The sequence below is a fragment of the Acinetobacter sp. NIPH 817 genome (assembly GCF_000368405.1).
Classification (GTDB): domain Bacteria; phylum Pseudomonadota; class Gammaproteobacteria; order Pseudomonadales; family Moraxellaceae; genus Acinetobacter.
The window spans coordinates 2,023,353-2,045,823 of the sequence record NZ_KB849420.1 but is presented as its reverse complement, the minus strand read 5'-3'; the positions used below and the strand labels follow the sequence as shown (position 1 = coordinate 2,045,823).

Here is a 22,471-nt window from a genome sequence, read left to right as displayed (position 1 = left end):
AAAGACTTTATTCATGAACAAGAATAGTTATCGCATTATTTATAGCAAAGCACGTCAAATGTTTGTGGCTGTGGCTGAAAATGTACGGAGCCAAACCAAGGCATCAGGCCAAAGTGAAGCAAGTACCCAGAGCAATATTAATAACACTGAATTTCAGGCATTTCACCAACTCTGGCAAGTGAAAGCATTGGTTGCCAGTATAAGTTTGTGGATGCCTTTAGCACCTGTCTATGCGGGTATTGTAGCGGATAGTGCAGCAAATGCTGCGAATAGAGCAGTGATTGGTGCTGGTAAGAACTCGGCTGGTACAGTTGTTCCGGTAGTCAATATTCAAACTCCCAAAAATGGGATATCCCATAATATTTATAAACAGTTTGATGTACTGGCTGAAGGTGCCGTCCTGAATAACAGCCGCCAAGGGGCTACAACACAAACAGTAGGAAACGTTGCAGCCAACCCATTTTTAGCTACAGGCGAAGCGCGAGTTATTTTAAATGAAGTAAATTCGTCAGCGGCTTCACGCTTTGAAGGGAACTTGGAAGTTGCAGGGCAAATGGCAGATGTGATTATTGCCAACCCGTCTGGTATTAGTATTAAAGGTGGCGGCTTTATTAATGCCAACAAGGCAATTTTTACTACAGGTAAACCTCAGTTAAATGCTGATGGCAGTATTAAGCAGTTTACGGTTGACCAAGGAAAAATTACGGTTTCAGCAAACCCTAATTCTAAATTTGGACTAGGTGGAAATAATAACGATGCCAATTATGTGGACCTCTATGCGCGTGCATTAGAGCTTAGTGCTGAACTACGTGCCAAAAATGATATTCAGGTGATTGCTGGGGCAAATAATGTCAGTGCAGATTTGCAGGATGTTACAGCTAAAACAGGCACAGGAACTGCACCGACATTGGCTGTAGATGTTAAAGCGTTGGGTGGGATGTATGCTAATAATATCTATCTGATGGGGACTGAAAAAGGTTTGGGCGTGACTAACGCGGGGACTATTCAGGCAGTCAATAATCTGGTGATTACCAGTGCCGGAAAAATTGAACACAGTGGCACCATCAGTTCGACCAGTAAAACCCAAGGTTTAGTGAACATACAAACAACAGGTACGGGTGCAGCTGCCGATATCAACTCATCAGGCAGTATTAACAGTAATAGCATGCTAAATATCGATTCAGGTAATAACCTGAATGTAAATGCTAAAGAAATTATTATTAATGTCGGTAGCGTGGCTTCCTCACCTTTAATCGTTAATGCCAAAGGTAATATCAATTTAGCGGCAGATACCCGCATTATGGATGACTCACAAGGTGGAGATGTCTATATTGATGCTGCGAATATCAATCTTGCCGCTGGATCAGAACTCAAAAGTAACCGTGGTACAGCAACCATACAGGTACAAAAAGATTTGGTTGCAGCAAAAGGCGCAAAACTGATTGCTGCCAAAGATTTAAATGTTTTAAGTAACGGTAAGTTATCACTTACAGAGAACCATATACAGGCATCTTTAGGTTCAATCAATCTACAAGCAAATTCGGCTAATACCCAAAACCTGATTGATCTTCAAGGTGGGACGATTTATGCGGGTAAAGATTTAAACCTGTATAGTTCAGGAGATCTAAATCTAAAGAATCTTGGATTTTCACTTGAAAATGCTGCAACACGTGTTAAAAACATTAAAGCCTACAGTGGACGTGATCTGGTCTGGAACAATGCTGACAAAGCACTTCCTCTTATTACAGGTCTGGTTCAGCTTGATGCAGCCAATAATTTAACCGTTACAGCAAAAGAAATTTCCAATAAAGACAGCATTCAACTCCATGCCAATCAAATAGCACTCAATAGTGCACTGACTTCACAAAAGAATATCGACGTGAGTTCTGAAATTGCTGATCTTGTTTTAAGTCAGGCACTCAAGGCTCAAGGTGATATTAATCTAACCGCACTTGCTGGTGGAATTACTGCAAATAGCTTAAAGGCTACATCTTCGGCTGGAAAGATTTCTATACTCGCGAATAAAAATATAAATTTAAACTCGACCCAGATAACCAAGGCGATGCCTTCGGCTGATAAAGATGAACTAACAACTGATCAGTCTGTTATTAGTGGTTCAAAAGGGGTAACGCTTGGCTCGATTGGTGATGGCACCGTTAACTTGCAATCGGTACAAGTTAATGCAAATCAGGGCGATATATTAGTTTCGAGTAATAATGGAATCAATCTAAAGGCTAATACCGATGTAGTTGTTACTGGGGATACGGGTCGATTTAAAACGGTAAATAATGTTCTAAAGGGACAAACTGTTTCGATAGAAAATAGTAAATCCGATATTAAAATCCAAAATACAGACCTCAGCTCTACGGTTGGTAAACTTGCGATCAATAGTAGAGCGGGCATGAGTACAATTATCGATAGCGTATTAACGTCAAAAGGTAATACCGAACTCTATGCAAAAGATTTACTGACTTTACAGGGGGTGAATGCTACATCAGACCAGCATCTGGCGGTAAGCTCTGGTCGTACGGTTTATAGCAATGCTGAGTATACGCCAGCGACCAAATGGATTGCGGATAAAGTCACCAACCTAACATCTAAGGGGGTGACCTCTGTAACGGCTACAGGAAACCAAGTATTACAAAATACAAATTTAACGGGCGGGGCGGTTTTATTAGAGGCTGGCGGTTTTATTTTAGGCCAGACTGGATTGAACTTAAATGCGGTCGGAAGTGATTTACTCAAGAATGATACAAAGTTAAATAGTTTAAATGGTGACTTAACAATTCAAACCAATTCTAACTTAACCATTGACCCGAAAGTTTATAGTCTAAAGGCGGTAGGTGATATTGAACTTGTTTCTAAAAATGGCACTTTAACTTTAAAGGGCTATGGTGGAACTGCGGGGAATGGATCAGAACAAGTTGTTAAGTTGGATACAGCAAATGGCGGTATCAATTTAGAAGGTGCTAAAGTTGATATTCAAGGTTCACAGTTAACTGCACAAAAAGATATTAAGATTGTTTCAAGTAAAGATGATGTGCTAGTTGATGGGATAAAAAATTCTCTAAAAAACTTACAATCTAAGAAATATTCCCAAAACTCAATTGATGACTTTAATAATATTAAAACTACACTGGAGAGCTTAAAAACATCAGAAGAATATCAAGCTTATACAAAAGAGGTAGGCACAATGAAGAGCATGAGGGGATATGCTCAACTGGTAGAATTTAGTGGAAATCATGATTTCGCAATGCATTTGATAGAAGAATCAAATAAAATTGAAAAAAGTTTAAGTAAGTATAGTAGTTTATTAGAGGCTATAGAATTAAATGAACAGTCATTAAATGATGCTGAAATATTAAAAAAGATGTTTGATTCGAATGTAGATGGATCTGAACATGCTGAAACTAAATTAACTTCAAAATCAGGAAATATAAATATTACCTCTGCTAAAGGTTTATCTATTAGTGGAGGAAATATTTCTGCTCAATTGGGACAAGTTAATTTAGAAGCAAGTGGAGTTTTAGCTGAACAGTATAAATCTACAATTAATAGTGGAGCTAATCAGCCACCAAAATTATTAAATGCAAGTATTATTATCGATGGTCATACAGATTTTTATGAAAAAGGTACTGAAGGTGAAGGGAATTATAGTTTCCGAACACTAGTCAGCCCTACCATTATTAATGGTGATAAAGGGGTTAATATCAGAACAGTAGGTAAAACCAAAGACGATAATTTAGTTTTACAAGCTACGGGTATTACTTCGAAAAATGGTGATGTGAAAATAGAATCAAATAAAAGTATTTTATTTGATGCGGCTATTGAGCAAAGCTATGACCTGACTACTACAACTGAAAAGAAAAAATCATGGGGTGGTTTAAAGAAAAAGTATATTACGACTGTAGCTGAGAATAATGAAACAAATGCAGCTTCAGTTGATATTTCTGCTAAGAATATTTCTATTGAAACCAAGAAACTAGATCCGTCAGTAGATGCTAAAGCTCCAGATAATAATATTGATATTTATTCTGGGCGCTTTACTGCCGAAGGTGGAACAATTTCGATTAAATCTGGTGGAAATCTTAACTTTTACACTGTGGAAGAATCTTCTAGCAGTACAGTGGATGTTACAAAGAAAACCTCATATTCTAAACTTATCTCACTTTTGGGCTCATCAAAAACTACTACTAATACAACACGAACTCAGATTAGTGAATTACCTGCAACTTTAAAAGCAGATTATATTAATACGCAAGCGGTTGATAAGACGAAGCTTGTTGGAACAGAGTTTGAGTATTTAAAAGGTGCAACGATTGAAACTGGAGGAACACTTGAGTTAATAGCCGCTAAGACATCTATTACAGAGCTCTTAAAAAAAGAAAAAAGCTCATTAGCTTGGCAGGCTATGCAGGATAAAGGCTCAATTACTGAAACTGCTCAATTACCAAGTTTTAACGGTCCAGTTTTACCTACCTTTAAAGCTACAGGTGGTTTAAGTGTACAAATTCCAATTAGTGAAAAAGATGCAAATAAGGTAGAGCTACGTGATGCGATTCTTGATTTATCTAAAAAACCAGGAAACGAATATTTAAAAGAATTAGTAAACCGAAAAGATGTAGATTGGCAAAAAGTTTTATTAACTCAAAAAGACTGGGACTATAAACAGCAAGGTCTTACTGCTGCCGGTGCTGCAATTATTGTGATTATTATAACAATTGTGACTATGGGTACAGGAACTGCTGCAGCGGCAGGTGCGGCTGGAGGAACAGCAGCAAGTGGTACTACAGTTGGTCTAGGCGCAAGCATGATTGGAACTGCTGGTGTAACAACAACAGCAGCGGGAGCAATTGTTCCATCAGCTCTAGGTGCCATGGCGAATGCAGCTGTTACAAGCTTAGCAACTCAAGCAAGTATTAGTTTAATTAATAATGGCGGAGATATTGGTAAGACTCTTAAAGATTTAGGAAGTAAAGATTCAATTAAGAGTTTAGCAACATCTGTTGTTACAGCAGGAATTTTAAGTAAAATTGCAACAATTGATCAGATGAAAGCTTTGCAGGAAACTGCTAAGTCTGGAGAATTCTTTACAAATTTATCAGGTAGAGTGGGACAAGCTTTGGTTAATTCTACTGTTAGTGCTAGTGTTGATACGGCAATTAATGGAGGTAGTCTAAGTGAAAAATTAAGTGCAAGTCTTGTGGCAGGATTGAGTGTAGCATTACAAGGTTCTTTAGCTGGAGAAATTGGTGAAAATCTTGATCTTGGTAGTAAAGAACTTTCTGACCAAATTTTGCATAAACTAGCTCATGCTGCAGCTGGTTGTATTGCTAGTTCATTACAAGAAAAATGCGAAGCTGGAGCGATTGGGGCGGTAGTTGGGGAAATGGTTGCTGGATCGTTTGATATGGAACCTGAAAATGAGGGAGATTATAGTCAAGCTCAGCTAAATAAAGTTAAAAATGTTGGCCAATTGATTTCGGGTGTAGTTGCTGCTTCAGCAGGATATGATGTAACTGTTGCTTCGCAATCCGCATCAACTGCTATAGAAAATAATTGGGGTAAAGTACTTTCATCTACGGGTAAAGCTGCCTATAAGATTTTTAAAAAAGCTACTGAATTACAAAAAGCTGGCAAGAACTTAAATGATACCAATGTTTGGAAGGATATTTTAAAAGATACTGCTACAGGTGAATATCAAGATATGTTGAATTCTTTTAAAACAGCATTTAGTGCCGGTTCAACTCCTCTTGAAAGAACTTGGGCATTAATTGATCTTGCAACTGGAATTGATAAAAAAGATGTCAAGATTGTTCAGGATCTCCTTAAAGATAGGAATACTATTGCGAAGCGTTTACCAAATATTAAAAACGGTCAATTTTTTGATGATAAAAAAATAGAGGAACTTGCAAATCGGGGGGATGTTAAAAAAATTCATCAAATAGATGTGGGAGCAAAAGGTGGCTGGGCTAAGCAAGCCAATGGGAAGCTTGAAGCAAATTCAGCTTATTTGTTACCTAATGGTGCTGCATACGTTACCGATAATAGCGGGAATGTTAAAGAGGTTACTGCCAATTTAAGAAATATTTTAATGGATCGAAATAATTATCAACAAAGTATTGCTGGTAAAAGTGGCATTTCTGGAGATCAAGGAGGACATTTAATAGCTGCATCTCTTGGTGGTTCAGGGGATCGTATTAATTTAGTTCCTATGGCCAAAACATTAAATAACGGTAGTTGGAAAGCTATGGAAAGTGAGTTAGCAAATGCGGTTAAACTAGGCAAGGATGTAAATATGAAAGTTGCAGTAGGTTATCCCACTGGCAGTAGTAGACCTAATAAATTTATAGTAACTGCTACTATTAATGGAAAATCCACTAATTATCAATTTTCACAGTAATAGAGATTAAATGAATGTATAAATTATTAAGTTCCGATATAGAATTATTTAAAAAGCAATCTTTAATTTTTGTTAAAAATAGGCCATGGGATTCAATTGTCACAAAAATTGGCATGTTTATTCACTCTTCTAAGTTTGAGCAATTTATTGTTTTTGATGGAAATATAGATGAAACAGGGGATATATATACAGATGGAGAAGATCCCTTTAATAGTGTTTCTACTAGTTTGTGTGATAGGGCTATTGAGATTCAGAAAGAGAATTATATAAGAACAAAAGAAATAATTTGGGGTATTACTTTTACTTTGCATTTTGATGGAGAAATAAAAGTTGAATATAATCCAAGAATACCTGAATGGTATGAGGGTAATCCTACAATTGACCTTGAAGAAGAAATTAAAAAAGAAACCTTAACAGATAGTAATACTCAGTCGAATACATATCAAGATGATGTCAAAAGCTTAAATATTCAATCTATTTATCTAGCATGTCGTAAAGAGCTAGAGCTAAAGACTTTAAAAGCATCAAATGATTGGGGTATGAATATTGTAGATGATTGGGATATTGATCTTGTTATAGGGGGCATAACATTTAATATTGGTGATCGACAAGAGTTTTTTGAAATTAATGTGATAGGAACTTATGATGAGAGAAACCAAACATTTATGTGGGCGTGGGAACATCCTTCTATTCCACAGGATCTGCAAGAAGTGGCTTTAATTGTTAAAAAGTACGGAGAACAATATGAAATTGCTGAGTTACAACAACAATTAGTTTATTGTAGTGAAGAAGAAGCATGGAACTTTACTGCTTTAGCAGCACATTTGGCAAAAGCTGATGGAGCATATCGAGGTAAAGTGAATGGTAATTGGATTTATATCGTTTTTAAAAATGACAGTAAATAAACTTTGATGATTAGTTGTAGAGAATTATTTATTTAAATATAGATATTTTATTAGTATTAAAAAAGCTTGGTAATCCAAGCTTTTTTAATTATGTACCATTTTATTGATTACTTTAATAGGAACAGTATAGCTATTACTCATACTAGGTCTTGGTTCTAAAAAATTCTGAATTTCCCTATAAGTGATTGAAATATAAATCTATTACATCAATAAATTCTTTGAGCCTATAGAAAAGCCTCATAACGAGGCTTTTTTATCATCCTTATTTAATATTTGGATCGCCTTTTTTCAAGAAAAAGCGAATTGCTAACTTTTGTAGGAATGTTCCATAAGGAGGGTGGAAAAGCTGAGTCGGGAAAAACCGATGACGAATAAATACAGTTTTTGCATGAGAAAGTTCACGGAAGCCTTCTTCGCCATGATATGACCCCATGCCTGAGTTGCCGATACCGCCAAAAGGAGCATCATGGTTAACTACATGCCAGCCCCAATCATTGATGGTCACACCACCCGAATGAGTTTCACGCAAAATACGATCACGTTCTACCGAGCTATGTGTAAAGAAGTAAAGTGCTAAAGGTCGTTCGTCCGTTTTCACATAGGTAATCGCATCATCTAAAGAATCGTAAGCCACCACAGGTAAAATAGGGCCAAAGAGTTCTTCTTTCATTATGCGCATGTCGGGAGTGCAATTCAGCACAATCTGTACAGGCATTCTGCGACCTTGTTGGTCGAAGCTATAAGTATCGCAAGGAATAATGCGGGCACCTTTCTCTTGTGCATCAGTCAAAATATCTTGAATACGTTTTAAATGACGGTCATTTACAATCGATGTGTAATTCTCATTACTTTCAATGTTTTGACCAAACATTTTTATAAAGCTTGATTTTGCAGCTTCAACAAATTCATCAATACTTTCTTTGGGAACCAACGCGTAGTCAGGCGCTACACAGATTTGACCACTATTTGTTGCTTTACCATGGGTAATGCGTTTTGCCGCATCGGCAAGTGGGTAATTACGGCTCACAATTGCCGGTGATTTACCGCCTAACTCAAGTGTAACAGGGGTTAGATTTTCAGCCGCTGCTCGCATGACGACCTTGCCAATAGTAGGGGAGCCAGTAAAGACGATATGGTTAAATGGCAACGAGGTAAATCTTGCTGGGTCTGTAATTTCTTCACCAAACACGGTCACTTCATCTTCATTAAAGACTTCAGCAAGCATGCGTCGTAGCATTGCGTTGGTATTTGGGGTAATTTCAGGCAGCTTAATCATGACTCGGTTGCCCGCAGCCAAAGCGGCAATGAGCGGGCCAAGTGCTAAATAAACGGGAAAGTTCCAAGGCACAATCACACCAACCACACCTTTAGGTTGGTATTGCACACTTAAACGGTTTGATAAAAATAAAAGCTCAGTACGGCGTTTACTTGGACGCATCCAGCGGCGTAAATGATGAATTGCATGATCAGCCTCTAACACTGAGCCAAGCAAATCGAGTAGTTTAGATTCATCAAGTGATCTTGAACTAAAGTCAGAATTAATCGCAGCAGCCAAAGCATCTTGATAACGAATAATTTGTTTTTTGAGTTGATGCAGTTTTGTGCGACGTGCCTCAAGACTTGGATAGGGATCCGCCTCAAAATTGGCACGTTGTTTGGAAAAAATAAGTTCCATATGTTCTGTGGCAGAGCCGTTATATTCTTTTAAAGTGGAGCTTTCCATTATTGTTCCTTCCATACTTTTGCTTATCATACTTTATGCTTGAAGCGTTATATGGTCGATGTTAAATTGAGACAACAAGAGGTAGTTTAGTGCCATTATGCACGTCACTCTAGGGATGGTGTGAGTTAAATGCCTAAAAATCTTTATAAAAATGCAAATAGTGTTATTGAAGGAAATTATGATAATACATCCTTAGGTTCGAATACATATTTGCTGGGTTTGACCAGTTTATTTGATGAAATGGGTTCGCAAGGCCATTCAATATCAGAAGTTCTGTCTGGCACAAATATTTCACCAAATACGATGAATCAATCCTCTTTATATATTTCTCAAGTCCAAAAAATTCATTTATTTCAAAATATTCAAAAACTATCTCACGATCCCTTAATTGGTCTGCGTGCAGGGCAAAAGCAGCGGTTATCAGATTTTGGGGTGTATGGTTACGCACTCTACTCTTCGCGTAATTTTAGACAAGCGGTAGAGCTTGGCATTCGACACATTAAGCTTGCAGGGCCTATTTTAAAGAAATCTTTTTATATCCGAGATGATGTTGCAATTTTTGAAGGGCAGGACATTATTGCACTTGGTAAGCTTCTACCTTTAGTGTGCGAGTTTTGGTTTAGCTCTATGCAAACCTTAATCGAACGGGTGCTTGAAGGCCCATTTCAAGCGAAGAAACTTTTGTTGCCCTATCCAGCGCCTGGCTATGCAGAAGAATATGAAAAAGTGTTTCATTGTCCTGTTCAGTTTAATGCTGGGGTAATGCAATGGCATTTTGATTTAAAGTGGCTCGATGTACCTTGCCCAAATGCCAACCCGATTACTGCGGACATGTGTAAGTCATTTTGTGAGCGGATGCTAGGTGCAGCTGAACTTGAAGAGCCTGAGTTGGTGAAAACAATCCGTTTAATATTATTGGAAGGAACGGGGCTTTTTCCATCAGCTCAAGAAATGGCTGAACGCTTACATATGTCAAAGCGTACCTTACATCGGCGCTTGGCAGGTTTTAGTCTGACTTATCAAGAATTATTAGATGAAACTCGGCGCCGTCTTGCCGATGAATATTTGCGAGAAACAACTTTAACCGTAGATGAAATTGCTGAGAGAATTGGCTTTTCAGATACCTCTAATTTTAGAAAAGCCTATCGTCATTGGACAGGCATTTCACCAAATGAGTATCGAATACAGTACCTAAATTAGAATCAGGTATGTCGCTATTTAAATCGAGAGAGTAACTTGTTCTGCAAAAATGGATTACAGAGCAAAATCGCAAATAAAATAATAAATATGCCGATAATGCTGAATAGATCCGGTAATTCGTGCCAAAAAACAAATCCCCATATTCCTGCAAAAATAATGGCAATGTAATTCATTGGGCCAATTTGTCCTGCCGGTGCTAAGCTATAGGCATAAGACATAAACAGTTGACTAATATTAGCTAAAAGTCCTGCGGCAATGAGTAGGGCTAGTTCATGCCAAGTGAAAATGCGCCAATGCCAGAACATCGGAATAGATGAAATTAAACTACCAAAAATACAGAAATAAAAAACGATACGTTCAGGCGGCTCTGTACTGGTTAAGGCTCTTACGGTGACAAAAGCCATTGCGGATAAAAAGCATGCCCCTAAGCCAATAAAAGATAATGCGTTAAATAAACCTTGGTCGGGTTTAGCGACAAATAAAACTCCAATGAGCCCAATAACTGCGGCAAAAATCATCGATTTGGTGATTTTTTCTTTTAAAAAAAGCCAAGCAATCAGCGGAATAAAAATAGGAGATGAATAACTAAAAACCATGGCATTTGATAATTTTAAGTTCGCAATGGCATAGAAAAAACCATACATTGCGGCAAGCCCAACTAGGCTCCGCCACGTATGCATCCAGAGTTTATCGGTTTTAATAAAGTCTAAACCCTGTTTAAACAGCATCGGAATAAAAATAAATAAACCCACTGCATTTCTAAAAAACACGACAGTCGCATTGTCTACCGTTTGCGAAGCAAAACGAATGCACACTCCCATAATGGAAAATAATAATGCCGATGTCATAAGACAAAGCAGTGCTTTTCCAAGTTGAGTTGAGGGGAGGTTTGAAGCAGTCTGATTTTGCATAGAGAAATACAGTTCTTAATTTTCGATGTTATTTTAGCAGCGAAGTAGGTATTGGATGAAATATCATTCGATAATGATTCAATAGTGATACTTATTAGAATAAAAAAGAGAGCCTAGGTCAGCCCTCTTTTAATTTTATAGAGTGTTATTTACAGCTAAAGTTTTCAGCTTTCTCGCTATCACCTTGACCATTGTAACGGGCAATCAGTGGATAAGGACAAAGTGGACGGGTACGGTCTGGTGCCCAGTCTTGCGGAAGCTCAGTATTCACTTGACCACTTGGGTTACCTGCGCCGCGTGCGGTCGCAATGATTTTGTCAGGTGCTTGGCCATATTCGACCCAGTTAACTAAAGCAGTCAATGCGTCAAATTGGTCGGTCGCAATCCCATCACGGGTATGGTTCATGCCCGGAACTCTAAAGAAACGTGCAAATTCAGGTGCTGTACCTTTTGCATCATTTTTATAGTGTTGTAGCAGTTGATCGTACCAATTTTGGGTGTCATCTACAGAGAAAACACCGTCTGCTGTGCCTTGTACCACAATCATTTTTCCACCGTGATTACGGAGTTTATCCAGATTCAATTCATCGGGCGGCATCATGAATGACATCGAACTTTCGGTGTACACGTTATTGGTTGCCGAGAGTTTTGGATAGTCAGTATCAAAGTTAAAATTAAAGGCAAATTGTCTAGAGTTTTGAGTCACAGTTGGGTCGGGCGGAACCTGAAAAAGAATACCAACAGCAACTGGGTCACGCGCTGTGCCTACCGAAGATTCAAATTTCCAGCTTGCCCAGTTACTGCCGACTAAACCAGGGTCGAAAGGCTGGGTTGCATAGAGCGCTTGTCCAGCAGAGTTTACAGGGCCACGGTAAATGTTGGCTAATACATCAATTTGTTCGGTACTTAAACAAGTGCCATCTCTTGTGCTTGAGCAAACGGGTACATCTTTGTGAATATCAAAAGCTGTACGGCAAGCCTCGACATCTTGAACCAAGCCATCTGCAACACCGTCTAGCGCATCGCATCGATCTAAAATCGACTTTGCTAATACTTTACGCTCTGAAAGAGTAAGGGCGGTACTTAGGTCATTTTCATTTGTTGCAACACGACGAAGTTGCTGCGCTGTGTAGAGTTGAGCCGCGGCTGCACGAGGTAAATGAAAACCCGGTGTACTTGCTAAAATTCCATCATATTGGTCGCCCAAACGGGTTGCAGCAATCATGGCATGACGCCCGCCGTTCGATGTACCGCCTGCATAGGAGCGGTCTGGCAATTTACCATATGCTGTTTTAATTAGGTTTTTTGCCATAGGTGTGAGTTTGGTAATTGCCCCATAGCCGTAGTCGATTCTGGCTTGAGGGTCTAAACCAAACATTGGGTTTTGTGAGGCGTTATGTCCAGCATCGGAAGAAATGACAGCAAACCCGTCATGTAGTGCATTGGTGAGTGGGCCACCGCTACCAACCTGACCTGTTGCAGGCACAAGATTACCATCGGTGCCGCCGTTACCTTGATAGAGAAAACGGCCGTTCCAATCCATAGGTAAGCGCATTTCAAAACCAATTTGATAGGTTTGTCCATCTACTGGGCTTACACGTTGGTTCATGTAACCTTTGACTAAACAATGAGCACCAATTGGTTTGTTGGCTACAGTCAATGTACCCGCTTCTTGAAGGATCGCTGAGCTAATGACGGTATTATCATAATGAAAACCTGTAAGGTCGGAACAGCTTCCATTTAATTTTGCACCAACAGCAGGAGTAAGCTTGGGAAGTGTTAGTGATGATGTTGTACTGTCATTGTCATTACCACAGCCTACCAATACTGCTGCAATGGCAAGTAATAAGGTTGATTGGGTCCAAAAACGTTTTTTATTGTCATTCATTTATAAATATCCTTATTTTATAAAGGGTGATGGGTTTAATCTAAAACCAGAAAATTTGCTGTACTTCGTGCAATCATTTTGTCGTTTTGCCAAGCTTCACTTTCGAGATTCAGTACAGTTTTCCCTTGTTTAATGAATCGGCATTTTGTAATAACTTCGCCTACCGCACAGGGTCTTAAAAAATCCATAGTTAAGTTGATGGTGGTGGCTGGTTTACGGTCATTGGCGAGATATGCAAAAAGTCCCATTACATCATCGAGCATGGCGCAGATCATGCCGCCTTCAACTGTGCCGCGCGGGTTGGTAAAGCTTTCTATTGCGGTGTAATGGATAGTCAGCTCAGTGTTTTTGTCATTCCAATGAATATTGTGCCCACCTAAATGATGGTGAATTGGGGGTAAATGTTCTAAAGTTTTTTGATCCATAATCAAGTGTCCATCCTTTTGTAAGTGTTATAAAAATTATTATTTCAGGGTGTAGGCATCATAAATAACCGCTTTGCCCAAACGCATTGCACTACCTACCGCAACGGTTTTGTTGAGCCATGAATATTTTGGTGAGCTGGTTTCAAACTGCATGGTAATTTTGAAATAGTAATTTTTCGGGTCGACATCTTTGCCTTGAGCAAGCTGTTTTAGTGTTTCTGCTGAGCCATGTCGGTAACCTTTGGTTTGAAGATAAATGAGTGCACCGTCATCGGTTTCTAACAGATATCGCGTATCAATAATGGCCAATCCTTTACTGTCGACAATTTGCCAATCTGCGCCATTATTTAAAATGCGGCCCTTAAGTGATTTGCCCTCGAATGTCCCACCTGTAATGGGAATAATTCGGCGTTTACCTGCATCACTGGTGGTGCCTAACTCCCAAACAGGCGCATTTAGATCAACACTAAATTTTGCTAAAGGCTCAAGCTGAATAGGTGGCGGGCTATATTGCGTTTCGGCATGAGTCAGACTAATGAGACAAATTCCGCAGAGTAGCGTTACAACTTTCTTCATGATGAATTTCCCGAAATAAAAAGAGGTTCTATATGTGACAGAACCTCTTGTTTTGAATTATTTAAATTTCCATGTGTAGTCGATGTTGATACGAGTTTCGTTTACAGGCTTGATGTTCGCTGTAGAGAGCATGTTGTTGTCATAAATGGCATAACGCGCACGTAGCCCTAGATTTTTTAACCAGCCACTTTGAACGGTGTAGCCTAAATCAAAGTCTGTTTCGCGTTCTTTTAAATTGGTTCCGCCTAAGTTGGGTGCATAAATATTATGACCTGTGGTGTAACGGGTCATAAAACGTAAACCCGGTACATAATCTTTAAAGTCATATTCATAGCGGAAGCTATAGGCTTTTTCTTTAGGGTTTAAAAACTCGCCCGGCCATGTATCAATGAGAAGTCCGGTTTCACCGCCAGTCAAATATGGAAAAGCTGTGTCGCCGTGATGTTGGAAGGTTCCAAAAATAAATTTATGGTTTTGATGTTTAAGTTCGAAATGCGCATGGTAAAGGTCATTATCAACTAAGCCTGCTTTTGCTTGTCCGTCATCTCGGCTGCGGTAGTAACGTAATTGTGAGCTAAAGTTGGTGGTGTCATTAATTTTGTGTTGGTGTAATGCACCGACCATGGTTTGGTTATAAAGATCATCAACATCCATGTAAAAAGCGGTGAGCTTGAGTGCAGGATTAAACTGATAGTTTCCACCTAAATAATAGAGTCCATCCGTTTCAGCACTTTTAAAGCGTCCATTTACGCCTGAAATTTTAATTTTTTCATAGTTGGTCGAATCACGATGATTCACTTTATCGAGATAGGCTGCCTGTAAATCAAAATCTTTAATATCTTTACTGGTCAGTGAAATGCCTCGATAGGTTTGAGGAAGCAAACGAGCAGGTGACGCCACTAAAACAGGGTTCATGGGCATGAGCGTACCAATGCGTAGCTCAGTCTGGCTCATTTTGGCTTTTGCTGTAACGCCAATTTCTCCGTAAGAGTCAGCAGGTTCGTTGGTGCGGGTGTCTCTAGGTAAGTTTCCTGTACCTCCGTGCTCGGCATCGGCATCGAGTTTAAAGCCTGCCGTTGCAAGCACATCCAGCCCAAAACCGACAGTCCCTTCGGTATAACCTGAATTGGCTTTAAGAATAAACCCTTGTGTCCAGTCCTTGGCGGCAGGGTAAGCGGATTGCTCTTGATAGTCGCGGTCAAAATAGAAATTTCGTGTGGTGAGTTCTACTGAGCTGTTATCAATAAAATTGCCAGCCCACACTGAACCAGAGAGCATAATGGTAGAGTACATCCATAATTTCGACATAGCATTTCTTCCTGAAATAACATTTTTTTGTTTTAAACAAAGCATGACTGTTCTGTCTGCCTTGTTTGGTTTTAAATCGAATTATTTTCCGAGCAGTTCTCGGGCTACGATTTCTTTCATAATTTCATTGGTTCCCCCATAAATTTTCTGTACCCGCGCATCCACAAAAAAGCGTGAAATCGGGTATTCCTGCATGTAACCGTAGCCACCAAAAAGCTGAAGTAATTGATCAATCACTTCACATTGGACATCGGTAATAAAGCATTTCAATGCTGCAACTTGAGTGACGCTTAACTGGTGTTGTTGATACAGGGCTGCACATTGGTCTACAAAAGCTTGGGCAGCTTTGGCCTTGATGTGTGCGTTTGCGAGCACAAACCGCGTATTTTGCATTTGACTTAAGGGTTGCCCAAAAGCTTTGCGCTCTAGTACATAGTCTTTAGTGATTTCAATAGCCCCCAAAATGGATCCCAAAGCCATCATGGAAATACTTAAACGTTCGCGAGGTAACTCTTGCATTAAATAGGCAAAGCCTTGTCCTGCTTCCCCCAAACGTTGTGTGATAGGCACACAGACATCATCAAAAAATAGTTCAGCTGTATCTTGGGCATGCAGCCCGATTTTTTGTAAAGAGCGACCTTTTTTAACGCCGTCTAATGCAGCATCAACTAAAAAAATCGAAATGCCTTTTGCTTTGGCTTGAGGGTCTGTTTTTGCTACCAGAACAATCAGGTCAGCATGCAAACCATTTGAAATAAACGTTTTAGAGCCATTCACACGATAGTGGTCATTTTCTAAAATGGCTTGAGTGCGTATAGCCTGTAAGTCTGAACCGGCATTGGCCTCTGTCATGGCTATTGCAGTGACGACTTCACCTGTCACCATTTTGGGTAGCCAATAACGTTTTTGCGATTCGGTTCCAATATTTTGCAGGTAAGGAGAGACCAACTCATTTTGCCCGCCAATGGCAACAGCCAAAGATGCAAAGCCAGCTTGAGCAGTTTCTTGAACCAGCATGAGTGAGTAATGAACAGGAGCGCCGTAACCGCCATATTCCTCGGGCACATCGACGCACAAAAAGCCATTTTCCCCAAGACGAAGCCATAGGTCACGTGGGATAAGGCCATCGTGTTCCCACTGTTCATAATACGGAGCAACCTGTTCTTTTAAGAACCTGCGATAGCTGTCCCGAAAGAGCTCAAATTCTGTATCGTGTGGCATGTTGAACCTTTTTTTAGGCAAAAGTGAGGCTAAGGCCCAAACTGAAGTTTGAGCTTCCTTTTTTATTTCAATTGCTTATTGCTTTAAGGTGGGCACCCGAATAATCAACGGGTTATCAGTTTGCTTTTGATAAAGTTCATCAATTAAAGCAGCACGACGCTTGGTAATATTGCCTTGATTGAGGTTGCCTTTATCGGTCACTTCACCTGCATCGAGTTGAGGTGGCTCGGTCATTAAATAAAGCATTGAGACTGTATTTGAGCTACCGGTCGCATCTTTATTAAAGGTGGTTAAAAATTGGCGGAACCATTGCTGGACTTTAGGATGCTGTAGTATCTCTGTTGCAGAATGTTCACCCAGCTTAAGGCCAGCTTGTTGAGCACAAGCATCTAGTTTTGGAAAAATCAGAAAACCAACAGCATTTAGGTTTGAACCTGTAATGCAGACATCTTGAACCAGTAAATTACCTTGAATGAGCACTTTATTGCGTAGTGTGCCGACATTCACAAAAGTACCCGTGTTAAGTTTAAAGTCTTCGGCAATTCGTCCGTCGTACATTAGACCTTTAGTTGGATCATTCACATCGACTAAACGAACAGCATCGCCAGTATGGAAAAAGCCTTCATCATCAAACACAGTGCTTTGTTGGTCTGCCTTTAAACGCCAATAACCTTTCATGACATGTTTGCCACGAACACAAAACTCAAGTTTGTCACCACATGGCACTAACTTAATTTCGCATCCCGGAGCAGGGTAACCAATAAAGCCAGCCATCACACGTGGGCCGGTTGTAAAAGCGCAAGAGGGAGCAGTTTCGGTCATGCCCAATCCGCTCATAATGCGAATTTTTTCTCCGCAATGTTGCTGAGCAATTTTATCGAGTCTATTCCAACCCGCTTCTGAAAGCGCTGCACCTGCAAAGAATAAAATTTTAACTTTGGCAAAAAAGCGGTCTCTTAATTCTTCATCTTTTTCTAAAGCCTCGGTGAGCTCTTCCCAACCTTTTGGCACATTTAAATAAACGGTTGGAGAAATTTCTTTCAGATTACGAATGGTTTCATCAAATTTTCCTGCAACGGGTTTGCCATCATCAATGTAAATGGTACCGCCGTTATAAAGCGCGATGCCGACATTGTGACTGCCGCCAAAAGTATGGTGCCAAGATAGCCAGTCGAGTAGGACAGGTGGTGTTTCTTCAAACTCAGGGAAAGTCTGTAATAACATTTGCTGATTAACACACAACATTAAATGCGTGGTTGGTACAGCTTTAGGCAATTTGGTTGAACCTGATGTAAATAAGAATTTGGCAATCTGGTTTTCATCAAGGGTTTGATAAAACTCTTGAACATTTGAAACAGGCGTATCTAACAGTGACTGAAAAGATGTGCAGATCTGATCGCCCACAATCCCTTTATTGGTCACCACTTCAATGTCGGATGTAATACATGCCTGAATGGCTTTGGCAAAAGCTTGTCCATCGCTGGCATAGACCATACCAGGTGTAAGTACTTCAAACACATGTTTGAGTTTGCCAAAGTCTTGAGAAATAAGAGAGTAGGCAGGGGAAATAGCAGAGAAAGGCACACCTGCCAGCATGGCAGCCATAGACAGTGTTAAATGTTCAAGATCATTACCACTTAAAATGACCAGAGGTCTTTCTTGGCTTAACTTACGTTCATGCAAAGCCTGAGCAATATGCCATGCACGTTGTAAAACTTCTGCATAACTCAGTTTGACCCATTCACCTTGAGCATTGCGTTTTGCTGCAAAAATATGGTCTGGTTTAGTTTGTGCAAAATGAATTAACCGATCTGTCAGTTTTTGTGGATACGGTTTTAATTGCTCTTTTGGGCTGATATAGAGCGTGTCATCTTTATGGTGATAATGAATATCATGTTGCCCTAATTTTACGAACCGTTCGCGGTCTTGTGATTGAGTGGCATTCATTTGCATTTCTTTCACTCCATGGAAAGCGCATCACTGCGCTTTATTTTTTTGCATCATGCAATTTTTATTTAATATGTCTGTGTTCGCATTAGCCTGACTAAATCGGGTAATGACGTGATTGGGTCTGAATGGTGATCCAGCGTAGTTCGGTAAATTCGGCAACAGAGACTTTACTACCAAAACGTCCGTAACCACTCGATTTTGTTCCACCAAATGGCATTTGAGCTTCGTCATGTACGGTCGCGCCGTTAATATGACAAATACCCGAATCAATTTGTTTAGCCACTTCCAATGCCTGCGAAATATTTTGGCTAAACACTGCCGAAGAAAGACCAAACTCGCTGTCATTTGCCAGTGCTATGCCTTCTTCAACACTTGAAAAACGTTGAATGGTGCACACAGGCCCAAATGATTCTTCACGGTAAAGCAGCATGTCAGGTTTAATATTGAGCACCAGCGTCGGTTGCATGGTGGTGTCTTCAATATGAATGCCTAAAGGTAAGTCAGCACCTTTGTTTTGTGCATCTTCCAGCAAATGCTGAATACGGTTTGCAGCGCGTCGACTTTCTAAAACACCGAGTACATTGTCTTTTGAAGTTGGATTACCTGCCTGAATAGAGCGGGTTTTCTCAATCAGTTTTTCAATAAATTGGTCGGCAATATTGTCTTGAACCAAAACACGTTCGGTCGACATACAAATTTGACCCTGATTAAAGAACGCTCCAAAAGCGACTGCATTTACGGCTTCATTAATATCAGCTTCATTTAAAACCACGACAGGGGCTTTGCCACCCAATTCGAGTAAAACAGGTTTTAAATATTTAGCAGCAGTCTCGGCAATAATTTTTCCGACTTTGGTTGAACCGGTAAAATTAATACGTTTCACGGTTGGATGAGACACTAAACGCTCAACAATTTGTGGTGCATCTTCGGCGGCATGCGTAATCACATTCACCACACCTTCGCCAAGACCTGCTTCATGTAACACTTCACCAATGAGACGATGTGTTGCTGGGCAGGCTTCCGATGCTTTTAATACCACTGTGTTTCCACAAGCCAAAGGCATAGCAAGCGCACGTGTTGCCAAAATGACAGGGGCGTTCCAAGGCGCAATCCCTACAATCACACCACAAGGAACTCGCACACCCATCGCAAGATTGCCCGGCACATCTGACGGAATTAAGCTTCCGTCAATTTGTGTGGTCATTGCTGCGGCTTCACGTAACATGTTGGCAGCAAGGTGAACATTAAACCCATACCATGTTGCAGTTGAACCTGTTTCTTGCATTCCAGTTTCAATGAATTGCTCGGTCTTTTGGTCCATTAAATCGGCTGCTTTTAATAAGTGTAAACGGCGTTCGGTAGGCGAGAGTTTCGACCATACTTTGAAAGCTTGTTGTGCCGAATCGATTGCACGATCAACATCTTCCAAAGTTGCAGCAGCGGCTTTAGTTGCCACTGATCCATCAATTGGGCTAATACGCTCAAAAGTTGCCTGATTTGATGCATTAACAGATTGACCGTGAATAAGTAACTGTACATTTTGCATGGGTTGTGTCCTTACATTGCCATTAGAGAATCAAAAGTTAACCAGTACGTTTATAGCTCTGTAAACCCGGTTTAATTGATTTTTCATCTAAAAATTGTTTCAAACCTTCTTGGCGACCATTTTCTGTATCGCGGTGGATACATTGATCGAGCTTGGCATATAAGTAATCTTCGTTTTGATCCCAAGTAAGTTCACGGCAACGCTTAAATCCATTTTTAGCGGTACGAAGAACCACAGGGTTTTTCTCAAGTAGACAGTTTGCAAGCTCAGTCACTTCTGCTTTTAACTGTTCAAGCGGTACGCTTTTATTCACAAGACCCATCGTTTCGGCTTCTTTACCACTAAAGGTTTTACCCGTCATGATGTAGTACAAAGAAGCACGGTGACCAACAGTGTCTGCCATTGCTTTACTTACAAGGTTACCCGGTGGGATCCCCCAATTAATTTCAGATAAACCGAAAGTTGCTTCATCTGCTGCAATTGCGAGGTCACAAGCCACTAAAGGTGAGAAACCGCCTCCAAAGCACCAGCCGTTAACCATAGCAATGGTTGGTTTTGAATACATACGAAGAAGTTGCCACTGCCAACGGCATGAGTCGCGGCGAATACGTTCTTGATAAATTTCAGGCTGAGTGTCGACTTCACGGAAATATTCTTTCAAGTCCATGCCTGCTGTCCAAGAATCACCTGCACCTGTCAACACAAGCACACGTGCATTTTGATCAAGTTCTATCGCTTCAAGCACATCAATCATTTCACGGTTGAGTGTTGGGCTCATGGCATTTTTCTTTTCTGGGCGGTTTAGGGTAACCCATGCAATTCCATCTTCAACTTTAACATCTACTGTTTCCCAGCGGTTTTCATAACTCATCTTCATACTCCTTGAATGATTTTTAGCTGTTCTGGGATTTAATTTAATATCAGTTAAACTTACATTCAAGTCTTTTTTATAAAATTTCATAAATATTTTATAATTCATTGTATTTTAATAAATAATTAAATTTATAAATAATTTAATATAAAAATGTGTTGATTTTTTAGTAAGTTTAACTGATATTTTTGGTGTGTTTAAACAATAATACACAAAGGGCTAAATGGAACGACTAGTCAATAAGGGACAACACAATGGAAAAAATATTAGGACAGTCCGCAAGGGCAAAAATCACGTTGCTACTGTGCTTTGCCATAGCAATTTTTGAGGGCTTTGATCTTCAATCGATGGGGGTAGCCGCTCCACGAATGCGGGCAGAGTTTATGTTAGACAATGGTCAGATGGCGTGGGCATTTAGTGCTGCAATTTTAGGAACACTACCGGGTGCAATATTAGGCGGTAGATTTGCAGATATTGTTGGGCGTAAAAAAATTCTGATTTTTAGTATTTTACTTTTTGGAATGATGTCTTTGTTAACCGCCTATGCCGCCAATTTTAGTTTGTTATTACTCATTCGTTTTTGTACCGGATTGGGAATGGGCGGGGCACTTCCAATGATGATTACACTTGCCTCTGAAGCTGTGCCTGACCAGCACAAGGGCAAAGCGGTAAGTGTTATGTATAGTGGCATTCCGTTTGGTGGATTACTTACTTCTGTGGTTGCCATGTCGTTGGCAGGCGATGCAGAGTGGCGTCATATTTTCTATATTGGTGGTATCGCGCCTATTTTACTCATTCCACTGATTATGCGCTTTTTACCTGAATCAAATGATTACCTGCAACGTAGAGTGCAGGCCCAAAAAACGACACCATTCTTTGAGGTTTTATTTGCCAAAGAACGCCGTATGTCGACCATTCAGCTTTGGGTAAGTTTTTTCTGCACATTAGTCGTGTTGTATTTCTTGTTGAACTGGTTACCGCTACTCATGGGGGCACAAGGTTTATCGAAGCTGCAAGCAAACTATGTACAGATGGGCTACAACGTTGGCGGAATTTTAGGTTCAATCTTAATGGGTGTATTGCTTGATAAATTACGCATGAGTTTTGTCATTAAGCTGATTTATCTAGGTATCTTATTCTCGCTTTGTTGTTTAGCCATTTCTCCAACCGTTGCTTTACTTGCACTTTCGGCAGTAGGTTGTGGGTTATTTATTGTGGGTGGACAATCGGCACTATACGGGTTGGCTGCCATGTATTATCCAACTGAAATGCGTGGAACTGGAGTAGGGGCGGCAGTTGCAATTGGACGTATTGGTTCTTTTGCAGGGCCTTTAATGGCTGGTTTTTTACTGTCGCTTGGACAAAGCTCGACCATTGTGATTGGTTCAAGTATCCCAGTGATTTTAATTGCAGCGATCTCTGCATTACTTCTTGTCAAAAAACCTAAACAGCCTGTACATTTAGTACAAAGCTCAGGTGCTCGCTAAGTTTTAACGAAAGTATGGGGTTAGCGCCTCATACTTTCATTACAGATTTTCTTATGA

Annotated in this window: 14 protein-coding genes; 4 read left to right on the top strand and 10 right to left on the bottom strand. The window is 40.0% G+C overall.

The features are described 5' to 3' along the window. Window positions 1–13 precede the first annotated feature (13 nt). Window positions 14–6,403, top strand: a complete 6,390-nt coding sequence (locus F968_RS13335) for a two-partner secretion domain-containing protein (RefSeq protein WP_004793837.1) — start codon at window positions 14–16, stop codon at window positions 6,401–6,403. A 14-nt stretch (window positions 6,404–6,417) separates the two neighbouring features. After that, window positions 6,418–7,308, top strand: a complete 891-nt coding sequence (locus F968_RS13330) for a DUF6882 domain-containing protein (RefSeq protein ID WP_004793834.1) — start codon at window positions 6,418–6,420, stop codon at window positions 7,306–7,308. Between the two features lie 262 nt (window positions 7,309–7,570). Here F968_RS13330 and F968_RS13325 read toward each other — a convergent pair whose 3' ends face one another. Then, on the bottom strand, window positions 7,571–9,031 hold the full coding sequence (locus tag F968_RS13325) for a coniferyl aldehyde dehydrogenase (protein WP_004793832.1): 1,461 nt from the start codon (window positions 9,029–9,031) through the stop codon (window positions 7,571–7,573). A gap of 129 nt (window positions 9,032–9,160) precedes the next feature. Here F968_RS13325 and F968_RS13320 point away from each other — a divergent pair, with 129 nt between their 5' ends. Further along, the gene (locus tag F968_RS13320; protein WP_004793830.1) at window positions 9,161–10,231 is read left to right on the top strand and encodes an AraC family transcriptional regulator; all 1,071 of its coding nucleotides are present in this window, start codon (window positions 9,161–9,163) and stop codon (window positions 10,229–10,231) included. A gap of 14 nt (window positions 10,232–10,245) precedes the next feature. Here F968_RS13320 and F968_RS13315 read toward each other — a convergent pair whose 3' ends face one another. The 9 genes from F968_RS13315 to F968_RS13275 form a co-directional block, all read right to left on the bottom strand. Beyond that, entirely contained in the window at window positions 10,246–11,142 is an 897-nt protein-coding gene (locus F968_RS13315) for a DMT family transporter (protein ID WP_004793828.1), read from the bottom strand. A gap of 145 nt (window positions 11,143–11,287) precedes the next feature. Then, window positions 11,288–13,030 (bottom strand): tannase/feruloyl esterase family alpha/beta hydrolase, encoded by a 1,743-nt coding sequence (locus F968_RS13310; protein WP_004793826.1) that lies wholly within the window; start codon window positions 13,028–13,030, stop codon window positions 11,288–11,290. Window positions 13,031–13,065: 35 nt separating this feature from the next. Further along, window positions 13,066–13,455, bottom strand: a complete 390-nt coding sequence (locus F968_RS13305; RefSeq protein WP_004793825.1) for a PaaI family thioesterase — start codon at window positions 13,453–13,455, stop codon at window positions 13,066–13,068. Between the two features lie 39 nt (window positions 13,456–13,494). After that, window positions 13,495–14,031 (bottom strand): DUF3237 domain-containing protein, encoded by a 537-nt coding sequence (locus F968_RS13300; protein WP_004793824.1) that lies wholly within the window; start codon window positions 14,029–14,031, stop codon window positions 13,495–13,497. A 57-nt stretch (window positions 14,032–14,088) separates the two neighbouring features. Then, a complete protein-coding gene (locus F968_RS13295; protein ID WP_004793823.1) occupies window positions 14,089–15,339 on the bottom strand; it encodes an OprD family porin in 1,251 nt (416 codons plus the stop codon). Between the two features lie 81 nt (window positions 15,340–15,420). Beyond that, a complete protein-coding gene (locus F968_RS13290; protein ID WP_004793822.1) occupies window positions 15,421–16,560 on the bottom strand; it encodes an acyl-CoA dehydrogenase family protein in 1,140 nt (379 codons plus the stop codon). 75 nt (window positions 16,561–16,635) lie between these two features. Beyond that, window positions 16,636–18,522 carry a feruloyl-CoA synthase gene (locus F968_RS13285; protein ID WP_171065151.1) on the bottom strand — a complete coding sequence of 629 codons (1,887 nt, stop codon included), beginning with the start codon at window positions 18,520–18,522 and terminating at the stop codon, window positions 16,636–16,638. Window positions 18,523–18,604: 82 nt separating this feature from the next. After that, entirely contained in the window at window positions 18,605–20,056 is a 1,452-nt protein-coding gene (locus F968_RS13280) for an aldehyde dehydrogenase (protein WP_004793820.1), read from the bottom strand. Window positions 20,057–20,093: 37 nt separating this feature from the next. Then, a complete protein-coding gene (locus F968_RS13275; protein ID WP_171056853.1) occupies window positions 20,094–20,933 on the bottom strand; it encodes a p-hydroxycinnamoyl CoA hydratase/lyase in 840 nt (279 codons plus the stop codon). Between the two features lie 248 nt (window positions 20,934–21,181). Between F968_RS13275 and mhpT the strand changes: the two genes are divergently transcribed. Further along, a complete protein-coding gene (mhpT, locus tag F968_RS13270) occupies window positions 21,182–22,414 on the top strand; it encodes a 3-(3-hydroxy-phenyl)propionate transporter MhpT (protein ID WP_004793819.1) in 1,233 nt (410 codons plus the stop codon). Window positions 22,415–22,471 lie beyond the last annotated feature (57 nt).